This window comes from Bradyrhizobium sp. 956_D2_N1_4 (assembly GCF_052076025.1).
GTDB classification, from domain to species: Bacteria; Pseudomonadota; Alphaproteobacteria; order Rhizobiales; family Xanthobacteraceae; genus Bradyrhizobium; species Bradyrhizobium barranii.
Genome location: NZ_CP197237.1, coordinates 4,803,065 through 4,819,645, shown reverse-complemented (window position 1 = coordinate 4,819,645; position 16,581 = coordinate 4,803,065). Strand labels below are relative to the sequence as shown.

General features: G+C 61.6%; 14 protein-coding genes and 1 pseudogene. 10 read left to right on the top strand and 5 right to left on the bottom strand.

Features of this window, described 5'->3' with window-relative positions:
* The first annotated feature begins 80 nt into the window (after positions 1-80).
* From AB7535_RS22890 to AB7535_RS22875, 4 genes are read left to right on the top strand one after another with little or no spacing between them, the layout of a single operon-like run.
* Positions 81-767, top strand: coding sequence for an acetyltransferase (locus AB7535_RS22890; protein ID WP_439036919.1), 687 nt, complete (start codon positions 81-83; stop codon positions 765-767).
* 7 nt (positions 768-774) lie between these two features.
* The gene (locus AB7535_RS22885) at positions 775-1,707 is read left to right on the top strand and encodes a hypothetical protein (RefSeq protein WP_439036918.1); all 933 of its coding nucleotides are present in this window, start codon (positions 775-777) and stop codon (positions 1,705-1,707) included.
* Between the two features lie 47 nt (positions 1,708-1,754).
* Complete coding sequence (locus tag AB7535_RS22880) at positions 1,755-2,582, top strand: phytanoyl-CoA dioxygenase family protein (RefSeq protein WP_439036917.1); 828 nt, start codon at positions 1,755-1,757, stop codon at positions 2,580-2,582.
* Between the two features lie 40 nt (positions 2,583-2,622).
* Positions 2,623-3,585, top strand: a complete 963-nt coding sequence (locus tag AB7535_RS22875) for a methyltransferase domain-containing protein (protein ID WP_439036916.1) — start codon at positions 2,623-2,625, stop codon at positions 3,583-3,585.
* Between the two features lie 5 nt (positions 3,586-3,590).
* On the opposite strand, the gene AB7535_RS22870 is transcribed toward AB7535_RS22875, so the two are convergent.
* Together AB7535_RS22870 and AB7535_RS22865 are read right to left on the bottom strand one after the other, a co-directional pair.
* Positions 3,591-4,241: a class I SAM-dependent methyltransferase gene (locus tag AB7535_RS22870; RefSeq protein ID WP_439036915.1), complete on the bottom strand. Its 651-nt coding sequence runs from the start codon at positions 4,239-4,241 to the stop codon at positions 3,591-3,593.
* A gap of 4 nt (positions 4,242-4,245) precedes the next feature.
* Positions 4,246-5,229 carry a glycosyltransferase family 2 protein gene (locus tag AB7535_RS22865; protein WP_439036914.1) on the bottom strand — a complete coding sequence of 328 codons (984 nt, stop codon included), beginning with the start codon at positions 5,227-5,229 and terminating at the stop codon, positions 4,246-4,248.
* Positions 5,230-5,890: 661 nt separating this feature from the next.
* On the opposite strand from AB7535_RS22865, the gene AB7535_RS22860 reads away from it, so the two are divergent.
* On the top strand, positions 5,891-6,673 hold the full coding sequence (locus AB7535_RS22860) for a hypothetical protein (RefSeq protein WP_439036913.1): 783 nt from the start codon (positions 5,891-5,893) through the stop codon (positions 6,671-6,673).
* Between the two features lie 114 nt (positions 6,674-6,787).
* On the opposite strand, the gene AB7535_RS22855 is transcribed toward AB7535_RS22860, so the two are convergent.
* On the bottom strand, positions 6,788-7,480 hold the full coding sequence (locus AB7535_RS22855) for a WbqC family protein (RefSeq protein ID WP_439036912.1): 693 nt from the start codon (positions 7,478-7,480) through the stop codon (positions 6,788-6,790).
* 187 nt (positions 7,481-7,667) lie between these two features.
* Between AB7535_RS22855 and AB7535_RS22850 the strand changes: the two genes are divergently transcribed.
* The 3 genes and pseudogenes from AB7535_RS22850 to AB7535_RS22840 all read left to right on the top strand — a co-directional run bounded on the left by AB7535_RS22850 (position 7,668) and on the right by AB7535_RS22840 (position 12,249).
* Entirely contained in the window at positions 7,668-8,582 is a 915-nt protein-coding gene (locus tag AB7535_RS22850) for a class I SAM-dependent methyltransferase (protein WP_439036911.1), read from the top strand.
* 146 nt (positions 8,583-8,728) lie between these two features.
* Entirely contained in the window at positions 8,729-10,534 is a 1,806-nt protein-coding gene (locus AB7535_RS22845; RefSeq protein WP_439036910.1) for an acyltransferase family protein, read from the top strand.
* A 799-nt stretch (positions 10,535-11,333) separates the two neighbouring features.
* Positions 11,334-12,249: pseudogene (locus AB7535_RS22840) on the top strand (IS110 family transposase).
* Between the two features lie 250 nt (positions 12,250-12,499).
* On the opposite strand, the gene AB7535_RS22835 reads toward AB7535_RS22840, so the two are convergent.
* Positions 12,500-12,841, bottom strand: coding sequence for a type II secretion system protein GspD (locus tag AB7535_RS22835; RefSeq protein WP_439036909.1), 342 nt, complete (start codon positions 12,839-12,841; stop codon positions 12,500-12,502).
* Positions 12,842-13,296: 455 nt separating this feature from the next.
* On the opposite strand from AB7535_RS22835, the gene AB7535_RS22830 reads away from it, so the two are divergent.
* Complete coding sequence (locus tag AB7535_RS22830) at positions 13,297-13,641, top strand: hypothetical protein (RefSeq protein WP_439036908.1); 345 nt, start codon at positions 13,297-13,299, stop codon at positions 13,639-13,641.
* Positions 13,642-13,650: 9 nt separating this feature from the next.
* Here the strand turns inward: AB7535_RS22830 and rffA are convergent, their stop codons facing one another.
* Positions 13,651-14,793, bottom strand: coding sequence for a dTDP-4-amino-4,6-dideoxygalactose transaminase (rffA, locus tag AB7535_RS22825; protein WP_439036907.1), 1,143 nt, complete (start codon positions 14,791-14,793; stop codon positions 13,651-13,653).
* A gap of 177 nt (positions 14,794-14,970) precedes the next feature.
* Between rffA and AB7535_RS22820 the strand changes: the two genes are divergently transcribed.
* A complete protein-coding gene (locus AB7535_RS22820; protein WP_439036906.1) occupies positions 14,971-16,557 on the top strand; it encodes a hypothetical protein in 1,587 nt (528 codons plus the stop codon).
* Positions 16,558-16,581 lie beyond the last annotated feature (24 nt).

The following is a 16,581-nucleotide window of genomic DNA, read 5'->3' as shown; positions in this document are numbered from 1 at the left end:
CGCGGCCAGCGGCAATATTTGTGCAGAATCAAGGCCACGCGCCTTTCGGCCAGCGAGCCAAATGCGCTATAAGCGCCCCCATGATCAAGTCCGACCAAGAGAAGCACAGGCAAGTCGTCATATTCGGAATCGGAGAAATCGCCGAGCTCGCGGACTATTATTTTTCCTGCGATTCCCAATATGAGGTTGTCGGATTTACGGTTGATGGCGCTTTTCTGAAGCAAACGGAATTTCGCGGCCGCCCTGTCGTCGCATTCGAGGAGGTCGGGGACAAATTTGCACCCGACCGCCACGCGATGTTTGTCGCTGTCAGCTATGCCAAGATCAACGCTGTACGTACGGAGAAGGTGGCTGCCGCCCGGGCCAAGGGGTATCAGCTTGCGAGCTATTTGAGCAGCCGCGCCACGGTATTTGCCGACTTCGAGTTGAAAGAGAACTGCTTCATTCTTGAGGATAACACCATCCAGCCCTTCGCCAGCGTCGGCGCAAATGTCACGCTGTGGAGCGGGAATCATATCGGTCACCACTCGGTGATCGAGGATGATGTCTTCCTGGCATCTCATGTGGTCATTTCCGGAGGCGTTCGCATCGGACGAGGGAGCTTCGTGGGCGTGAACGTGACGATCCGCGATCACGTCACGATCGGCCAGCGATGCGTGCTGGGCGCCGGTGCGCTGGTGCTCGAGGACCAGCCCGATTTGTCGGTCGTCGCACCCCGAGGAACCGAACGCTCGCCCGTGCCAAGCACGCGCTTGCGAAGTCTGTGAGGCCGTCATGTCCTGGCGACGCCTCGGAGTCGTCTTTGCTCCCAGCGGAGAGCAATGGTGGGCGCGCAGTCACGCGGCGTTACCGATCCCTGTTCATATAACGAACGACACATTTCGCTTTTTCTACAGCTCGCGCGATGCAGACAAGCGCTCGCACATCGGTTGGGTCGACGTCGCCGTTTCGGATACACCGCAAGTCCTGGGAGTGGCCGCGCAGCCGGTAATCTCACCTGGCGAAGACGGGACATTCGACGACAGCGGCATTAGCATCGGCTGCATCACGCGTGACGAGATCGAGTATCATCTCTACTATATGGGCTGGAACCTGGGCGTCCGCTCTCCCTGGCGAAACGCGATCGGTCTGGCGCGATCATCCTCGCTTGATGGCCCTTTCGAGCGCTTTTCACCCGGACCTGTTCTCGATCGCACGCCGGTGGATCCGTACACTCTGACCTACCCTTGTGTGCTCAAAATCGGTCCTGGGCAATGGCGCATGTGGTATGGATCGAACCTTGCGGCAGGTCTCGGTGAGGAGACGCTCCGCCATGCGATCAAGGTTGCGCATTCCGGCGACGGCCTTCGTTGGGAGCGCGATGGCTCGATCGCCATAGGGCTGACAGGGCATCAGGAACATGTTGTTGTACGGCCAAGTGTCGTGCGGATTGGCGAAGTCTATCTGATGACTTTCGCAACGCGCGGCTCGCGTTACACGTTGGGAGCAGCCTGGAGCAGGGATGCAAAGCATTGGGAACGTATCGACGGGATCATGGAATTCGATCGAACCGAGCCTGGGTGGGACCTCGACATGGTCTGCTATCCGGCGCTGTTCTGGCACCGTGAGCGGCTGTGGCTCGCGTACAATGGCAATGGCTACGGAGCTACCGGCTTCGGACTGGCCGTGTGGGATGGCGATCATCCGTTGAAGAGGCTCGCCGGCTGACGCAATCTACGACGAGGCTCGTTCTCCAAGTCCTCGAGAGTTAAGATATGACCGCAACATCTGTCGCACGTTACGGCGTTCACGCGCAGGCTCAAAGCAGCAATGCGCTGGACAGGGCAATTGAGCAAATCAAGCTGTTGGGATTTGCTGTCGTGGATGGAGGTTTCGACGCGGAAGCTTTGCGTCGGCTCGCGGACGCGTTCGATCGCGTGTTGGAGTCAACCCAAGACCGGTATGGCGGTCGGGAAGAGCTCAAGAGGATCGACGAACATAATACGATCCGAGTGCCGCTCGCGCATGATCGTCTGTTTCTAGATCTTGCGATGAACGCAAACGTTCTGGAAATCTGTCGCCGGTTGATCGCCGACTATATTATCCTCAATCAGCAGAACGGCATCATCAATCCGCCGAATGCGCAGCAATATAACCAGGCGGCGTACCATCGGGATTTGCCATATCAACATTTCGTTTCGAGCCGTCCTCTGGCGATCAATGCGCTGTTCTGCCTCGATCCCTTCACGTTGCAAAATGGTTCCACGCTGGTCGTGCCCGCGAGCCACAAGGAGGAGGCGTTTCCATCCGATTTGACGGTGGAGGCCCTGCAAAGGACCGTCACGGCCCCGGCCGGTTCCTTCCTGGTGTTGGACGCGATGGTGTTTCACCGCGGCGGTGTGAACCAGACCTCTAGTCCGAGAAGAGCGGTCAATCACCTCTACACCATACCTCTCATGCGGCAGCAGATCGATCTTCCTTCATTCCTTGGGCCTGAATACACCGACGACGAACAAACCCGTCGTCTCCTCGGTTATGGAGTCCAGACGCCGCGCGATGTTTCCGCCTTTTATGGAACGCGCCCGTCGAAGGCTACTAGCTAGCCATGCAATGCGAAATTTTGCCGAACAGAAGGACCAGTTCATGACGGAGTCAGGGTTTTTCTGTCCTCGCTCGCACGAGCCTCTCGTCAAGTCGGCCGATGGGCGCTTCCTTGAGAGCCCTGCGGGCGATCGCTACCCAATCATTGACGGCATTCCTTCGTTGCTGCTGGCCGCGGGTCACGATGACGCTCGCGGGGACAGAAACAAGTACTATCGAGAGCGCGCGGCGGAATACGATGCCGGCAACGATGTCATGTACCGTATGCTGCTGTGTGAGGAGGAGAAAACCCGCGAGCAGCTCACAGATCTGCTGGGGATTACCCGAGGGGATCGCATACTGGAAGTTGGCTGTGGCACGTGCCGCGACACCCGTCATTTCCTGACGCGCGGGGCGTCGGTATACGCGGGCGACATCAATCGTGAGATGGTTCACATCGGGCGCGATCGACTGGAAGCGGCAGAGGTCGACACCTCTGCCCTGAAGCTCTTTGTCGCCGATGCTGGAAAATTACCATTTCCCGACGGATTCTTCGATCGCGCTTTCCATTTTGGCGGCCTCAACCTCTTTCCCGATATCAGGGCTTCTATCGCGGAGATCGCGAGGGTCGTTAAGCCGGGTGGCCGGGTGGTGCTGGGGGACGAAGGGGTTGGAGCCTGGCTCGGCGAGACCGAGTTCGGAAAGATTCTGAAGAACTCAAATCCGCTTTTTCATCATCAAGCGCCACTCGAGAAGATCCCATCCCATGCTCGCAATGTGTCGTGTCATTGGATTTTGAATGGATCGTTCTACGTGATCGTGTTTGACGTGGGTACCGGAGAGCCGCAGCTCGATCTCGACATCGAGTTTCCCGGATGGCGCGGCGGATCGCATCGCAAGCGCTATTTCGGCAAGCTCGAAGGCGTTTCGCCCGAACTGCGCGACCAAGCCCTGAAGGCGGCGGCCGCGGATGGGATTTCGGTTGTTTCCTGGCTTGAACGGACGCTTCGTCGCGCGCTGGAGTGACTTGGTCAGGTCGTCCGTGACGTGGTCGTGCGCACGATGACCGTGAATTCGTAAAGTCCATAGTCCTGGAGAAGGGCTACGGATCGCCCGTACCGGGAAAGGCAGTAGGAAAGCATTTCGGCTGGCTCGGCATAGTACAGGTCGGGTCTGCGTCGGTCCGGATCGCTCGACATGCTTAGCACGTTGAAACCGAAGCCCTGTCGTCCCGATTGCGCGAGCACATCGATGGTCCGCAGCACATAACTGCGCCAGGTCGTGCTCGGAATGTCGCCTTTGACGTTGAATATCCCGCTCGCGACGGCGAAGTCGGCTGTGTCAGAAGGAGCAGAGCCGACACGCCACTGCCGGTCGTCGCCCTCGCCGTACAGCTCCCGCGCTTTGTCGATCATGCTCGGTGTGATGTCATAGCCGACAAAGTGCCCGCGATGTCCAGTCTCGCGCAGGAAGCGCAGGAAATCTCCGAATCCGCATCCGAGATCAATGAGCGAGGCGTCAGGGGAGCTCTCAATGAGGCGGAGAAACTGCCGATGTCGCAGCTCATGAGAGTGGACGTCGTTCCAGTCGACTCCTTGCGAAGTCGATCCGTGCGTCTCAAGCTTGGACGTGTAGTGCGCCGCGACCTGTTGCAGGATCGGAGGGTCAATCGCGTTATTCATTTGATTATCGTCGAATCACGAGTTGCGCGTCTGACAAGCCGTCACGGCTCGGCTTGCGATCGATTGCATTGTCCATCCTATAGATGCGGCGAACCAACGTGTAGGGACGCCGCTTGGTTTCCGACATGATATTTGCGATGTAGATTCCGAGAATGCCTAGGATAAGCGTTATCAGGCCGCCCAGGAACCAGATCGATATGATGAGCGAAGTGAAGCCATCCACACCGATCCCCGAGACGAAGTAGCGCACCAGATAATACAGGATTAGGACACCGGAAAGTCCGAAAATAACTATTCCGGTGTAGAGAACAAAGTAGAGCAGCCGCGTCGACGTCGTCGTGACATGCTTGACCGCAAGTTCGATCCGGTTGCGCAACGAATAGGTGGATGGCGACAACGAAAGCTTCTTCACGGTGATCGCAGTCTGACGAAAGCCGGTCACCTGCCACAGATCCGAGATGATGAATTCCCGGTCCTGATGGCTGACCAGAGCGTTGACATAATCGCGCGTCATCAGGCGCGACGTCACCACATTGCGCGGAACCGGTCGGTCACCCAGGACATCGAGGGCAGCAAAGAACAGCGCACCGGTCGTCCGCTCGAAAAATCCGCCGCGCCGGCTTTCCTGGACGCCGTAAACGACGTCGCAGGCTTCCCGCTTGAAGAGCTCATAAAACTGCTGGAGGCTTTCGGGCGGCTCCTCCAGGTCGCTGTCGATGAGAAATATCAATTCGCCGGTTGCGTGAGCAAGGCCCGTCATCATCGCCTTGTGGTGACCGAAATTGCGAGCGAGATCGACGACGACCACGCGCGGATCGGATTTGTGCAGTTCGACGGCCACCTCCAGACTGTCGTCCGGAGAGCCGTCATTGACCATGATGAGCTCGACGTCGTCTGTGATTGCGCTCGCCGCCTGCATTGCCCGTCGATGGAACTCGTCGATATAGGCCGCGGATCGGTAAAGCGTGGTGACGATAGAGACCTTCAATGCGACTCCCTCCGCGTCGAGACGCCCGTTGCGTCAAGGTAGCTCCTGGCAACCTCGCAATCGATGTCAGAGAATGATGCCGTTCGTGGTACCCCCTGGGGGAAAGTTCCCACTCGCACCAGGGCCTCGGGGCGTTCCAGCGTCGTTTGCATCACTTCCTCTTCGGGACTGCTAACGCTCTGCGAATCATCCGGCTTTGCAATGCCTTAGGGAGATGTCGCGGGAACGAGTCCATGAGGCAGTCTCATACGGCAAGTGGGCGGGAGGCGCAAACGCGTGCAGGCCGTGAATCAACCTCGAGGAAATACAAGATGAAGTTGCACCGGCTTTGAACCAGTGTGGCGTTCAAAGGACATACTGACCGAGTGCGGACCGTCTTTCCGGCAGAAATTTGCTAGCTCGACTTGATTCGCTTCCGATTTTCGTTTGCGTAACCCTCGCTTTGGCAGGCACCTGCGGACTATCTCCGGAGGAGATTACACTCCTGGCTCGGCTTGCGAGTGCCGGCTTGCCTGATGCGGAGGGCAGCTTCTAGGAAGGAAGCTACTGCATTCACTTTAGAAGGCATCATGCCCTGTTTAGACTTATACACACTTGCTGTAGGCCTGTTCGTTCCGCTGCTATGCCGGCCCCGGCTCATGCCCGGGCGACGCGAACCTGGGTGTCTGGCGTTGGGGACGACGTCACCGGTGCGATTTCGAAGACCGCGGCGTTTGGCGAGATCAACTTTCTGGATCCGGCCGGCTACGGCGCCCTGACGATCACCAAGTCGATCACCGTGAACTGCGGTTACAACCTCGGATCCGTCCTGATTGCGGGCACGAACGGCATTGTTATCAACGCGGCCGCGACCGATAAGGTCACTCTCCGTTGTATCCAGCTTCAAGGCCTCGCCGGTACCGCTTCCCCCGCTCTAAACGGCGTCCGCATCCTGTCGGCGAAGACAGCCTCGATCGAGAACTGCGTGATTACGCAATTCTCGCAAGCCGGCATCAGCGACGCCCGAACTGCGGGCAATACCCAGCTCTTTGTTCGCAACACCATCATCAGCAACAATACCGGAAACGGCATAACCTCGGCCGCGACCAGCCCGATCCGGGCTGTGTTTGATGGGGGCGAGTCAGTCGGCAATCCCTTCGGCATCGCGGCAGGCAACGGCAATCTTGCCATGGTCACGCGCTCCGTGCTTCCCGGCAATACCACCGGTGCGCAGGCCAACGCCAGTGGCGCAATCAATATCGAAAGCAGTTCGATTACCGGCAACGGGACCGGCGTGCAGTCCCTCACCAACATCCGCCTGTCGAACTTCGACGTGACGCTCAATAGCACGGGCTTCAACGGAACAGCGCTTTCCCACGGCAACAACCGGCTGCTTGGCGATTCGGCGTTCGGAACCGCGGTCATTGCCGCCGGTGGCGCCTGCACCGGTCTGGGCGAGCAGTAAGCGCACGCCTTGTCGCAAGCCGTCGCGTCAGCCACGGATCGCGCGCCTCAACAATCGAAAATCCCGGGACTCGTCCCGGGATTTTTTCGTCCAGGGCCCGAATCCAGCGGTCTTTCACCGCTCAGGCTTACGCATGAAGTGCCTCGCGTCCGGGCCGGTGTTGAAAATTAGGTCGAGCACGCTGACGGCATGTTCGAACCCGGCATGGAGCTGCGGATAGTCGGCGTAGCCCTGGTAGTTCATCCACTCCGTGGCGATTCCGGCTGCGGCGAACAGGGACTCGTCGAGATAAGCGCGTGCTGAAGGGCCGCTGAGATAGCGGTTGGCGCCAGCGGCCTGTGCGATCGCCAGCAGTCGGGCTGTTTTCACGCCCTCCGCGGGGTAGGCCGTATCCCTGACAATCCGCGTCTTCAGCCCGAGCAGGCCCGCGATCTCGCGCATGAAAAGCTCGTTGACGCAGGTGAGGCGGCTCTCCCTATCAGCGCGCTCGTACCAGGCGCGGACCGCGGGTGCGAATGCATCGAAGAATGGTGCGCGACGATAGGCAAGTTCCAGCGTGCGCCAGTGCTTCTCGGCCCAGGGCTTTTCGATCGCGACCTCGTCGATCGGCTGGTCGAACCGTCCCTTGGTCACGACGGGAATGGTCAGCCATTCGACGCCATTGGCGGTCTTGATCCTGTTGCGGTTGTGCCAGTGGCGCTTCACATATTGCATACGATCGAAAATGACGTATTCGTCGCATCGCCCCATAAGGTCGAAAAAGCCCTTCCAGGGGATGTAGCAGGACTGGATGATCGAGATTCGCACAGCTATGACTTCAGGGGCGGCGCCAGACGACGCGCCGCGATGGAACTTGACGCGCGTGGGTGATCCGAACAGTTTGTTGGCAAGGCCCTCGTCCGGGCCTCCATCTGGACCGTGTTTACAGTGACTCCGCGATGAATTCACTCCCTATTGTCCGTCCTGCCGAATCTGCGGCCACCGTGAGTTTCGTATGATCGATTCGGTCCGAGGGCGCCGCCGCTGTCCGGCCTGCGGTGCCGAACAGGAAATCCACGACAGCGAACCGACCTGGCCGGTCGGCTGGCGTTGCCCTGCTTGCTCGGTGGCCGTGGCAGAGCGCGAAGGCATCCCGATGTTTGCGCCCGAACTCGCCGATACGATCAGCGGAATGGATCCGCACGGCTTCGAGGCGCTTGCCAAGGTCGAGGACGAGCATTTCTGGTTCGTCGCGCGCAATCAGCTGCTGGTCGGACTTGCCGATCGCTTCTTTCCCAAAACGCGCCGCTTTCTCGAGATCGGCTGCGGCAACGGCGTGGTGCTGCGCGCGTTCGCGCAATCGCGCCGGTGGCAGCGGCTGGTCGGATCGGAGCTGCATCCGTCTGGGCTCGCCTTTGCCCGCGCGCGCCTGCCGCACGTCGAATTCGTGCAGATGGATGCGCGCCACATTCCGGCGCGCGGTGCGTTCGACCTCGTCGGCGCGTTCGACGTGATCGAGCATATTGCCGATGACGAAGGCGTTTTGCGCGGGATGCGTGCGGCAACGGTGGACGGCGGTGGCATCATCGTCGCCGTGCCTCAGCATCCCTGGCTGTGGAGCCGTGCCGACGAGATTGCCTATCACGAGCGTCGCTACCGCCGTGGCGAGCTCGAAGAGAAGATGCGTCGCAACGGCTTTGAGCCGCTGTTCTCGAGCTCGTACACGTCACTGCTGTTGCCGTTGATGGTCGCAAGTCGCCTGAAGAGCCGCGGCAAGGCCGGCAACGAGGAAGTCGAGCGTGAATTCGCGCTCGATCCGCGGGTCAACAGTATATTCACCACGATTTTGCGTGCCGAAGTGCGCATGACACTTGCGGGCCTGCGCTGGCCCGCTGGCGGCAGCCGAATCGTCGTCGGACGGGCGGTTTAGCTTCGTGGCGGCATGCTGACGGGAACTTACGTTGAATTGCAAGATGAGTGCACTGCTGTGGAAATGGCCTCCCAAAACTGCGCGCGCTGCCGGATCTTGTTCCGTCGGCGCTCGGCCAGCGATCGCCGAGCAGAAGCGCAGTTGACATGATCCAGCAGTATCGTGCCGAGATTGATGGTCTTCGCGCCGTTGCGGTGATCCTCGTCGTCCTGTTTCATGCCTTTCCCAGCACTGTCACTGGCGGATTTGTAGGCGTCGATGTCTTCTTCGTGATCAGCGGTTACTTGATCACCGGGATCATCCTGTCTGATCTCAACGCATCAAAGTTCAGCTTCGCAGGCTTTTATGCACGGCGCATTCGCAGGATCGTTCCCGCACTTTTGGTCGTCATCTTCGTCACGCTGGCCATAGGCTGGCTGCAGCTCTTGCCGGCGCGGTTTCAAGTGCTCGGACGCCATGGACTTGCTGGGGTTCTATTCGTTCCGAACTTTCTGTCCTGGAGCGAAGTCGGTTATTTCGATCAGGCCTCGGAGACGAAGCCGCTCCTGCACCTCTGGTCTCTCGGCGTGGAGGAACAGTTCTACCTGATCTGGCCGCTGTTGCTGCTGCTGCTCTATCGATCGAGGCGCCTCGTGGTAGGCCTTTCGGCCGTGGTAGCGGTCTCGCTGATCTACAGCTGCTTTGCCGTCCGATATGACGCTACCGCGGCGTTCTATGCTCCGTGGTCGCGCCTGTGGGAGTTGGGTGTCGGGGGAATTTTGGCATGCAGCAACCTGCGCGTTCGGGATCGCGAATGGATGTCCAATCTCGGAATCGCGCTCATCGTCGGGAGTACCGCGATGCTGACCAAGTCGAGTCCCTTTCCCGGCTTGCTCGCATTGCTTCCAGTTATCGGCACTTCCATTGTCATTGTATGCGGTTCGCGGATTTTGGCGCAGAAGTGGGCTGTTTCCATTGGCTTGGTCAGCTATCCGTTCTATCTCTGGCACTGGCCTCTTCTCTCATATGCAGCCATCCTTGGCGCGAGATCGGTTTCGGTTCGAGCAGCACTCGTCGTGCTGAGCCTGTTGCTGGCCGCGCTGACGACCAGGTTCGTCGAGCACCCCATCCGATTTGGAAAGTTGAGAAGGCATGGCGTCGCCGTTTCGCTCGCCGGCATGGCGGCGGTCATTGGTTTTTCCGCCGCCGTCTGGCAAAGTGGAGGGTTGCCCCGTCGCTATCCCGGCGATGTCCAATCCGTCCTCGCAACGATGCAATACGATCCTGCCTCGAACGCGCGCGTTCGGAGATGCTGGTTAAGTGCGGAAGCACCGTTCGACGGCTATGCGCCCGAATGCGGCAAGGGAGCCAGCTTGATATGGGGCGACTCACACGCGGGACGGCTCTACGCGGGACTCAAGCGTGACGGGAGCGACATTGCGCAATACACAAGGGATGGCTGCCCACCGTCACGTGAAGGCCCCTACGAGAACTGCACGAAGGCCAACGCCGCGGTTCTGCGCAGGATAGCCGAACTCAAACCACGAACCGTCATCCTGTTTGCGGTTTGGGCGAGGTATGAAAACTATCTCGCGGCTGACCCGCAGGATAAGGGGCTGATGGAGGCTCTGACGGAGCTTAAGGGCCTCGTCGACGATGTCGTCATCGTCGGTCAGTTGCCGCTTTGGTCCCCCGATTTGCCGACGCAGGTCTATGAATATTGGCGAGCGAATGGTCGGCTTCCCGATCGACTGCGTCCGAAACAGTTGCCGTACAAAGAGATAAACGATGCACTTGCGGCAATGTCAGTTGCGATCGGGGCGCGGTTCGTGTCGCCGTTCGATGCGCTGTGCAACGAGCAGGGCTGCCTCACCCATACACCGATTTCCCAGGGGGAATTGTTGAGTTGGGATGACGGGCACCTCACGACTCCAGGCGGGAGGTTTGTCGGCAAACTTCTGCGCCTCGATTGAGGCGCGGTCCGCGTGTCCTCGATAGCCGGCCAAGTCAATCGAGCGCTTCGAACCAGCTAACACGTGGTGGGTTCTGAGTGGAGCGCGCGACGAACTCCCAGGGGCGCCTGCGCCGCCGCGGGCGCGCGAGGCGCGGGCCCGGACCCGCGATGCCGTCACCGCCAAGATGACGCGTGCCGAGATCGCGGAGGCGTTCATGCGCGCGCTGGAATGGACGCCGAGCCGCGAGCATTGAAGCGAAGGGACTAGGGCTGGCTCCAGGCTGGCCAGAGCGTGGGCCAGCCCGTGATCCATTTGGCCGCCATGACCTCGCCCAGTCAGCCCAGCCAGATCGCCGGTGCCAGAAACAGGCCGAAAGGCGGTTGTGCTCAACGGCCTTCTTCGCAATGCAGCATTGAGGACGTAGACGGCGATCGCCGCCAGCGAGGCCAGCTCGATCGCCACGGCGACCGTCGTGAGATGGAGGCAGGGGCCGGCAATCCCCGCTAGCCCTCAAGGCCGCGCCAGCGCCGGTACGCATATCAGGGCGAGCAGCGGCAAGACCACCGCGAGGGCCCGCAAGGCCATCCGGAGCGGAGTCTTCGCGCCTGCCTCCGGCCCGACCGACCGCCCAGGCCCGGAGCAGGGCGAGGGTAAAGGCGGTGGCCGTGAACACGTTGGGGATGCCTTAGTTGCGGGCGTCGGTCCCTGTGTCTTGGAGGTCTGTCAGGATTGGTTGGGCGGGAAGCCGTTGGGTCCTTGGCGCTTGACGCCGTGAGCCGGCTCGGTCTCCCGCCCGTTCCATTACCAACCTGAACAGTTGCATGAGGCTGCCCAACAGACCTCGCCCCTTCGTTACGTCGGAATCGACGTCTCCAAGAAATATCTCGATATCTTCGATGAGGGCTTGGGCGTGCCGAGCGCATCGCCAACGCGACGCAGGCCATCACACAGATCGCGGCGCGTTGGCGATGCGATGTGCTGGTCGTCTTCGAGGCAACGGGTATCTATGACCTCGAGCTTCGCGAGGCGCTGAGCCAGGCCGGCATCCGCTTCGCCCGGATCAATCCGGCCCGGGCCCGCGACTTCGCGCGTGCCAGCGGCCAGCTCGCCAAGACCGACCCGATCGATGCGCGGATGCTGGCAGCCTTTGCACGGGCCATGCAGCCAACCAGCGAGCAGGCTGCCCATCTCGCTCGCAATGCCTTGGCAGGGCTTGCAAAACGGCGAGATCAGCTGGTTCTCATGCGCGCGCAGGAGAAGAACCGGCGCAGCGAGACCGACGACCGCGCCATGGCCGAACGGATCAGCCGCCTCGTTGAGGTCCTCGGCAGCGAGATTGCCGAGATCGAAGCCGACATCAAGGCACTCGCTCACTGCCTGGCGTGGGTCCCGTGGCTTGCATGCAGCTCATCACGAAGATGCCGGAACTCGGACATGTTGGAGCCAAGCAGATAGCGGCGCTCGCCGGCCTGGCCCCCTTCAACGTCGACAGCGGCACCTTCCGTGGCAAACGCAAGATCGCCGGCGGTCGAAAGCGCGTCCGTGACGCCCTCTACATGGCCGCTCTCAACGCGGCTCGCCGGGCCGATCCGTTCAAGGCTTTCTACGCACGACTGCGGCAGGCCGGCAAACCAGCCAAGCTCGCTCTCATCGCCGTCTCCAGGAACCTGCTGACGGTCCTCAATGCCATGATGCGCGACAGGAAGCCGTACCTCCAGGCCAAGCCGACATAACAGTTGCCGGCTATGGCAAGGATCAGGGCGGCCAGGAGGGCCCCCCAGAAGCCCCTCGGCGCCGGCGGCGGCGACGCCCGCGCGTAAAATGAGGCTGAGAACGGGCCTGAGCCTTGAGACCCCGAATCTTGGGACGCTGAGCCTGAGACGCCGAGCCCTGGGCAGGGATGGCCGGCTCGTCTGTCACGCCGTCAGCATGTTGCCTTGGGAACGACCACGACCGGATTGCTGGTGCCGACCAGGCGGCCGTTCATCTTGCATCGAGCCCGTCGCGCATGACGGCCGGACGAATGAACAGGATCCGCTCGGTGCGTGACCGGCCGGTGCCCCGGTGCGAGAAAGCGTCGCCGACGCCCGGGATGGAATCGAGGATCGGCAATCCCTGGCGCTGCTTGTTCTCGGTCTCGCTGATCAGGCCGGCGAGCAACACGGTCTGTCCGCTCCTCACGGCGATCGAGCTCTTGACGCGGCGCTGCGCGATCGTCGGCGTCAGCGAGTCGGCACTGCCCGCGGTGACCTGCTGGATGTCGAGCACGCCGTTGCCATTGGCGATGGCCGCGTACCGCGCCTCGCAAGCCGCCGAGCGCAGCATCCACAGGGCTCCGGACCTGACCTGGAACCGACGTTGGGCTAAATCTTAATTCGGTGCGGGTTTGATCGCCGGGACCCCAAGACCCAGGCTGTTGGCCTGTCAGCAAGGGCGGTCTGGTTCGACGACCGACCGTAGGGGAATTCTATTGGCCAGCAGTCTGGGATTGATCGGATTGGCCTGGGGCTCTGGGCGCGCCCCGGAGCGATGGCCGCGACCTTGTTCCGGATCGACATCCCGCCCGAAGAGGCCGCGCCCCCAAGCGAGAACATCGATGTCGGCACCGTGAAGCCGATTGCCAAGCCGGTCCCGTAGCGGTAATCCGCTGTGGTCGGTGCCGCTCTCCGCCCTGACCGCGACCGAGGAGCGTCCGACCTTCTCGGCCCCGGCGCCGTCCGCCGCCCCGTGCGGCGGCCACGACACTGGTCGAGGAGGTTAGCGCGCTGCCGTCCAAGGCGGTGGAGGCGGCGCCGCCGCTGATCCTGGTGGGGGCGGGCGATGCCCTTGCGATCCTGATCGACCGCACCGACCAGAAGGTGGTCCGGCTGCGTCAGGGCGAATCCCGCGCCGGCACGGTTCAGCCGTGCGAGATGACCCTCAAGCAGGGCGGTCGCAGCGAGGTGCTCGTTCTGCGGCGCTTGGATGGGCAGCTTGCCCCGCCGCCGACGCCACCCGGAGTGCCAGGCGTGGCGAGCGCTCCCGTCGAAGGCGGCAAGCTGGTGGCGCCGACGGCGGGCGATCTGTCCTTTGAGCCCTTCGTATCGCGTTCTGGCCCAAAGAATGGCGAATCGGACGGACTATAGATCTGGTGCTTACCGCCCGAGGATCGTCCCCAGCGTGTTGCAGATCCGCTCCTGCTGGGCCTGCTGCAACCCCATCCACATCGGCAGTCGGATCAGACGTTCCGAGAGTTCGGTTGTCAGCGCCAGATCGCCATGCGTCCGCCCGAACCGTTGTCCCGCGGGCGAGGAATGCAGCGGCACGTAGTGGAAGACCGCATGGATGTTCTCGTCCCTGAGCTTGCGCAGCACCACGGACCGGTCGACCTCCGGAGGCAGCAGCACGTAGTAGAGATGTCCATTGTGGAGGCAGTGGTCAGGCACGACGGGGCGGCGTAGGAGGCCGCGCTGCTCCATCGGCGCCAGCATGTCGTGATACTTGTTCCAGATCGCCAGTCGCTCGCGCGTGATGCGCTCGGCCTGCTCGAGCTGTGCCCAGAGGAAGGCGGCGGTGAGATCGCTCGGAAGATAGGAGGAGCCGATATCCTGCCAGGTGTATTTGTCGACCTCACCGCGGAAGAACCGACTACGATCGGTGCCCTTCTCGCGCATGATCTCGGCGTTCAGCACGAACGCGGGATCGTTCACCAGCAGGCAGCCGCCTTCGCCCGATATGATGTTCTTGGTCTCGTGGAAGCTGAAGCTGCCGAAATCGCCGATGGCGCCGAGCGGCGAGCCTTTGTAGCTCGCCTCGACCCCTTGTGCGGCATCCTCGACGATCCGCAGATTGTGACGCCGGGCAATCGTGACGATCGCGTCCATCTCGCAACCGACACCGGCATAATGCACCGGCGCAATCGCGCGCGTGCGCGAGGTGATCGCGGCCTCGACCTCCCGTTCATCGAGGTTGAGCGTGTCTTCGCGAATGTCGACGAAGACCGGGACCGCGCCGCGCAGCACGAAGGCGTTCGCCGTCGAGACGAAGGTGAACGAGGGCAGGATCACCTCGTCGCCGCTCTTGAGGTCGATCAGCATCGCGGCGAGGTCGAGGGCCGAGGTGCAGGAGTGCGTCAGCAACGCTCTCGCGCATCCGGTGCGCTGCTCGATCCATTGGTGGCAAAGTTTGGTGAAGCGACCGTCACCGGACACGTGAAGGCTCTCCAGTGCATTCTGGATGTAGCCGTGCTCCTTTCCGGTTGCGTAGGGCCGATTGAATGGGATGAATTCGGATGCCATTGCCTAAGCCGTTGAACCACCTTAAGACGCGCGCTAACGCTCTGTTTCGAAACCACGTTGGCGGTTTCCGCTGCGGGAATCAACTGGCGATCGGATGGGGTCCGACGGAACTGCCGCGCTGCCCTGTCGCTTGCGATCGCAACGGTTCGGGGCGGGCGTTTGTGGGAAGGATGCGGCTTGACCGATACCCAGGTTGACGCGCCGGGCGGGGCGAACGGCCCCAGGAGCGAACAGGGCACCAGTCGCCTTCACCGGCTCATTCACGGCTGGTCGGCGAATCTGGTGCAGGTATTTCTGGCGCTGACGCAGCAGCTGCTCCTCATTCCTGCCTTCCTGCATTTCTGGAGCAGCGACATGCTCGCTGCGTGGCTCGCGCTCTTTGCGGCCGGAAACCTCATCGTCGTCGCGGACGCGGGCTTGCAGCTTCGCTCGATCAACCGGTTTCTCGCCTTCAAATCCTGCGTTGATTGCGACGGGCGCACGGCGAACTTCTACGTGCGCATCATGCGGATCTATCTGCGGATCATCGTGATGCTCGGGGCGCTGCTGATCGTCGGCACCGAGCTGTTTCCGTCCGCCGAATATCTCGGATTTCGCGGGCTGCCGACTTTCGACACGGCGATGCTCGTCATCACCGTCGGCACGCTGCTTTCGCTGCCGGCCAATCTGGTCGCCGGTCTCTATCGCGCGCGCGGCAAATACGGTCGCGCGGTGTGGGCGCAAAACGTCGCGCTGGGGCTCGGACAGGTCGGGCAACTCGTCGCGATCGCCTGGTTCGGCAGCCTGCTCGCGGTGGCGATTGCCTATGTCTCGGCGCAGATCCTGTTTGCGCTGTTCCTGATTGTCTATGACGCGCCCCGCCAGTTGCCGTTCCTGCGGCGCGCTCGTGGGCGCCTGGTGGCGCGCTCCGTAGCGTCCTGGCGCTGGAGCGCCGGGCAGCTCCGCCTTGGCTTTCCGTTCTTCATCTCCAACATGGCGGAGCTCGCGCTGGTCAACGCGCCGATGTTGCTGGTCAGTGCGATGGTCCCCGATCGCGTGGCCGTGGCGCAATGGGGCCTGGTCCGCGTGATATCGAGCTTCCTGAGAGGCCTTTGCGTCCTGATGACACTGCCGATCGGCGCCGAGCTCGGTCACGACTATGCGACAGGCGACAAGGAGCGGCTGCGCCGGCTCTATGCCCAAGGCTCGCTGCTTGTCACCGCGATGGCCAGTCTGATCGTCGCAGGCCTGTTGCCGTTCTGGTCGGATTTTTTCGCCTTGTGGACGCATGGCAGCATTCCGAACGATGCGACGCTCGCCGTCGCGCTGCTGCTCGGCTCCGCCGTCGTTGCGCCGTCGCTGATGGCTTTCGTCTTTGCCAATCACAGCAATCGCGGCGATCTCCTGGTTCGAACCAAGGGGCTGCAGCTGATTGCTTTCCTCATCCTGTCGGTCCTGCTCATTCCCAGGCTCGGGCCCCTCGGCGCGGCAATCGCGATCGTGGCGAGCGATCTGCTGACGCAGTTCGGAATCCTGACGCTCGTCATCATGAGGCAGACGCTTGCCCATCCGCTCCGTCACATGCTGGTCCTGATCGCGAGCATGGTCGTAATCATACCCGGCGGATGGGGGCTTGGACTGGCGATCCACGCGATGGTACCTGGAACGGGGATATTCCGCTTCCTGGCGGAATGCACGATCTGGCTCGTCGTCGTCATGCTCGCGGCGAGCCCGCTTCTGATCGCGCGTGTGCGCCAATACGTGCTGGCGGCGGTACCGAGCTGATACGAGGCCGGTTCAGCAACAGGT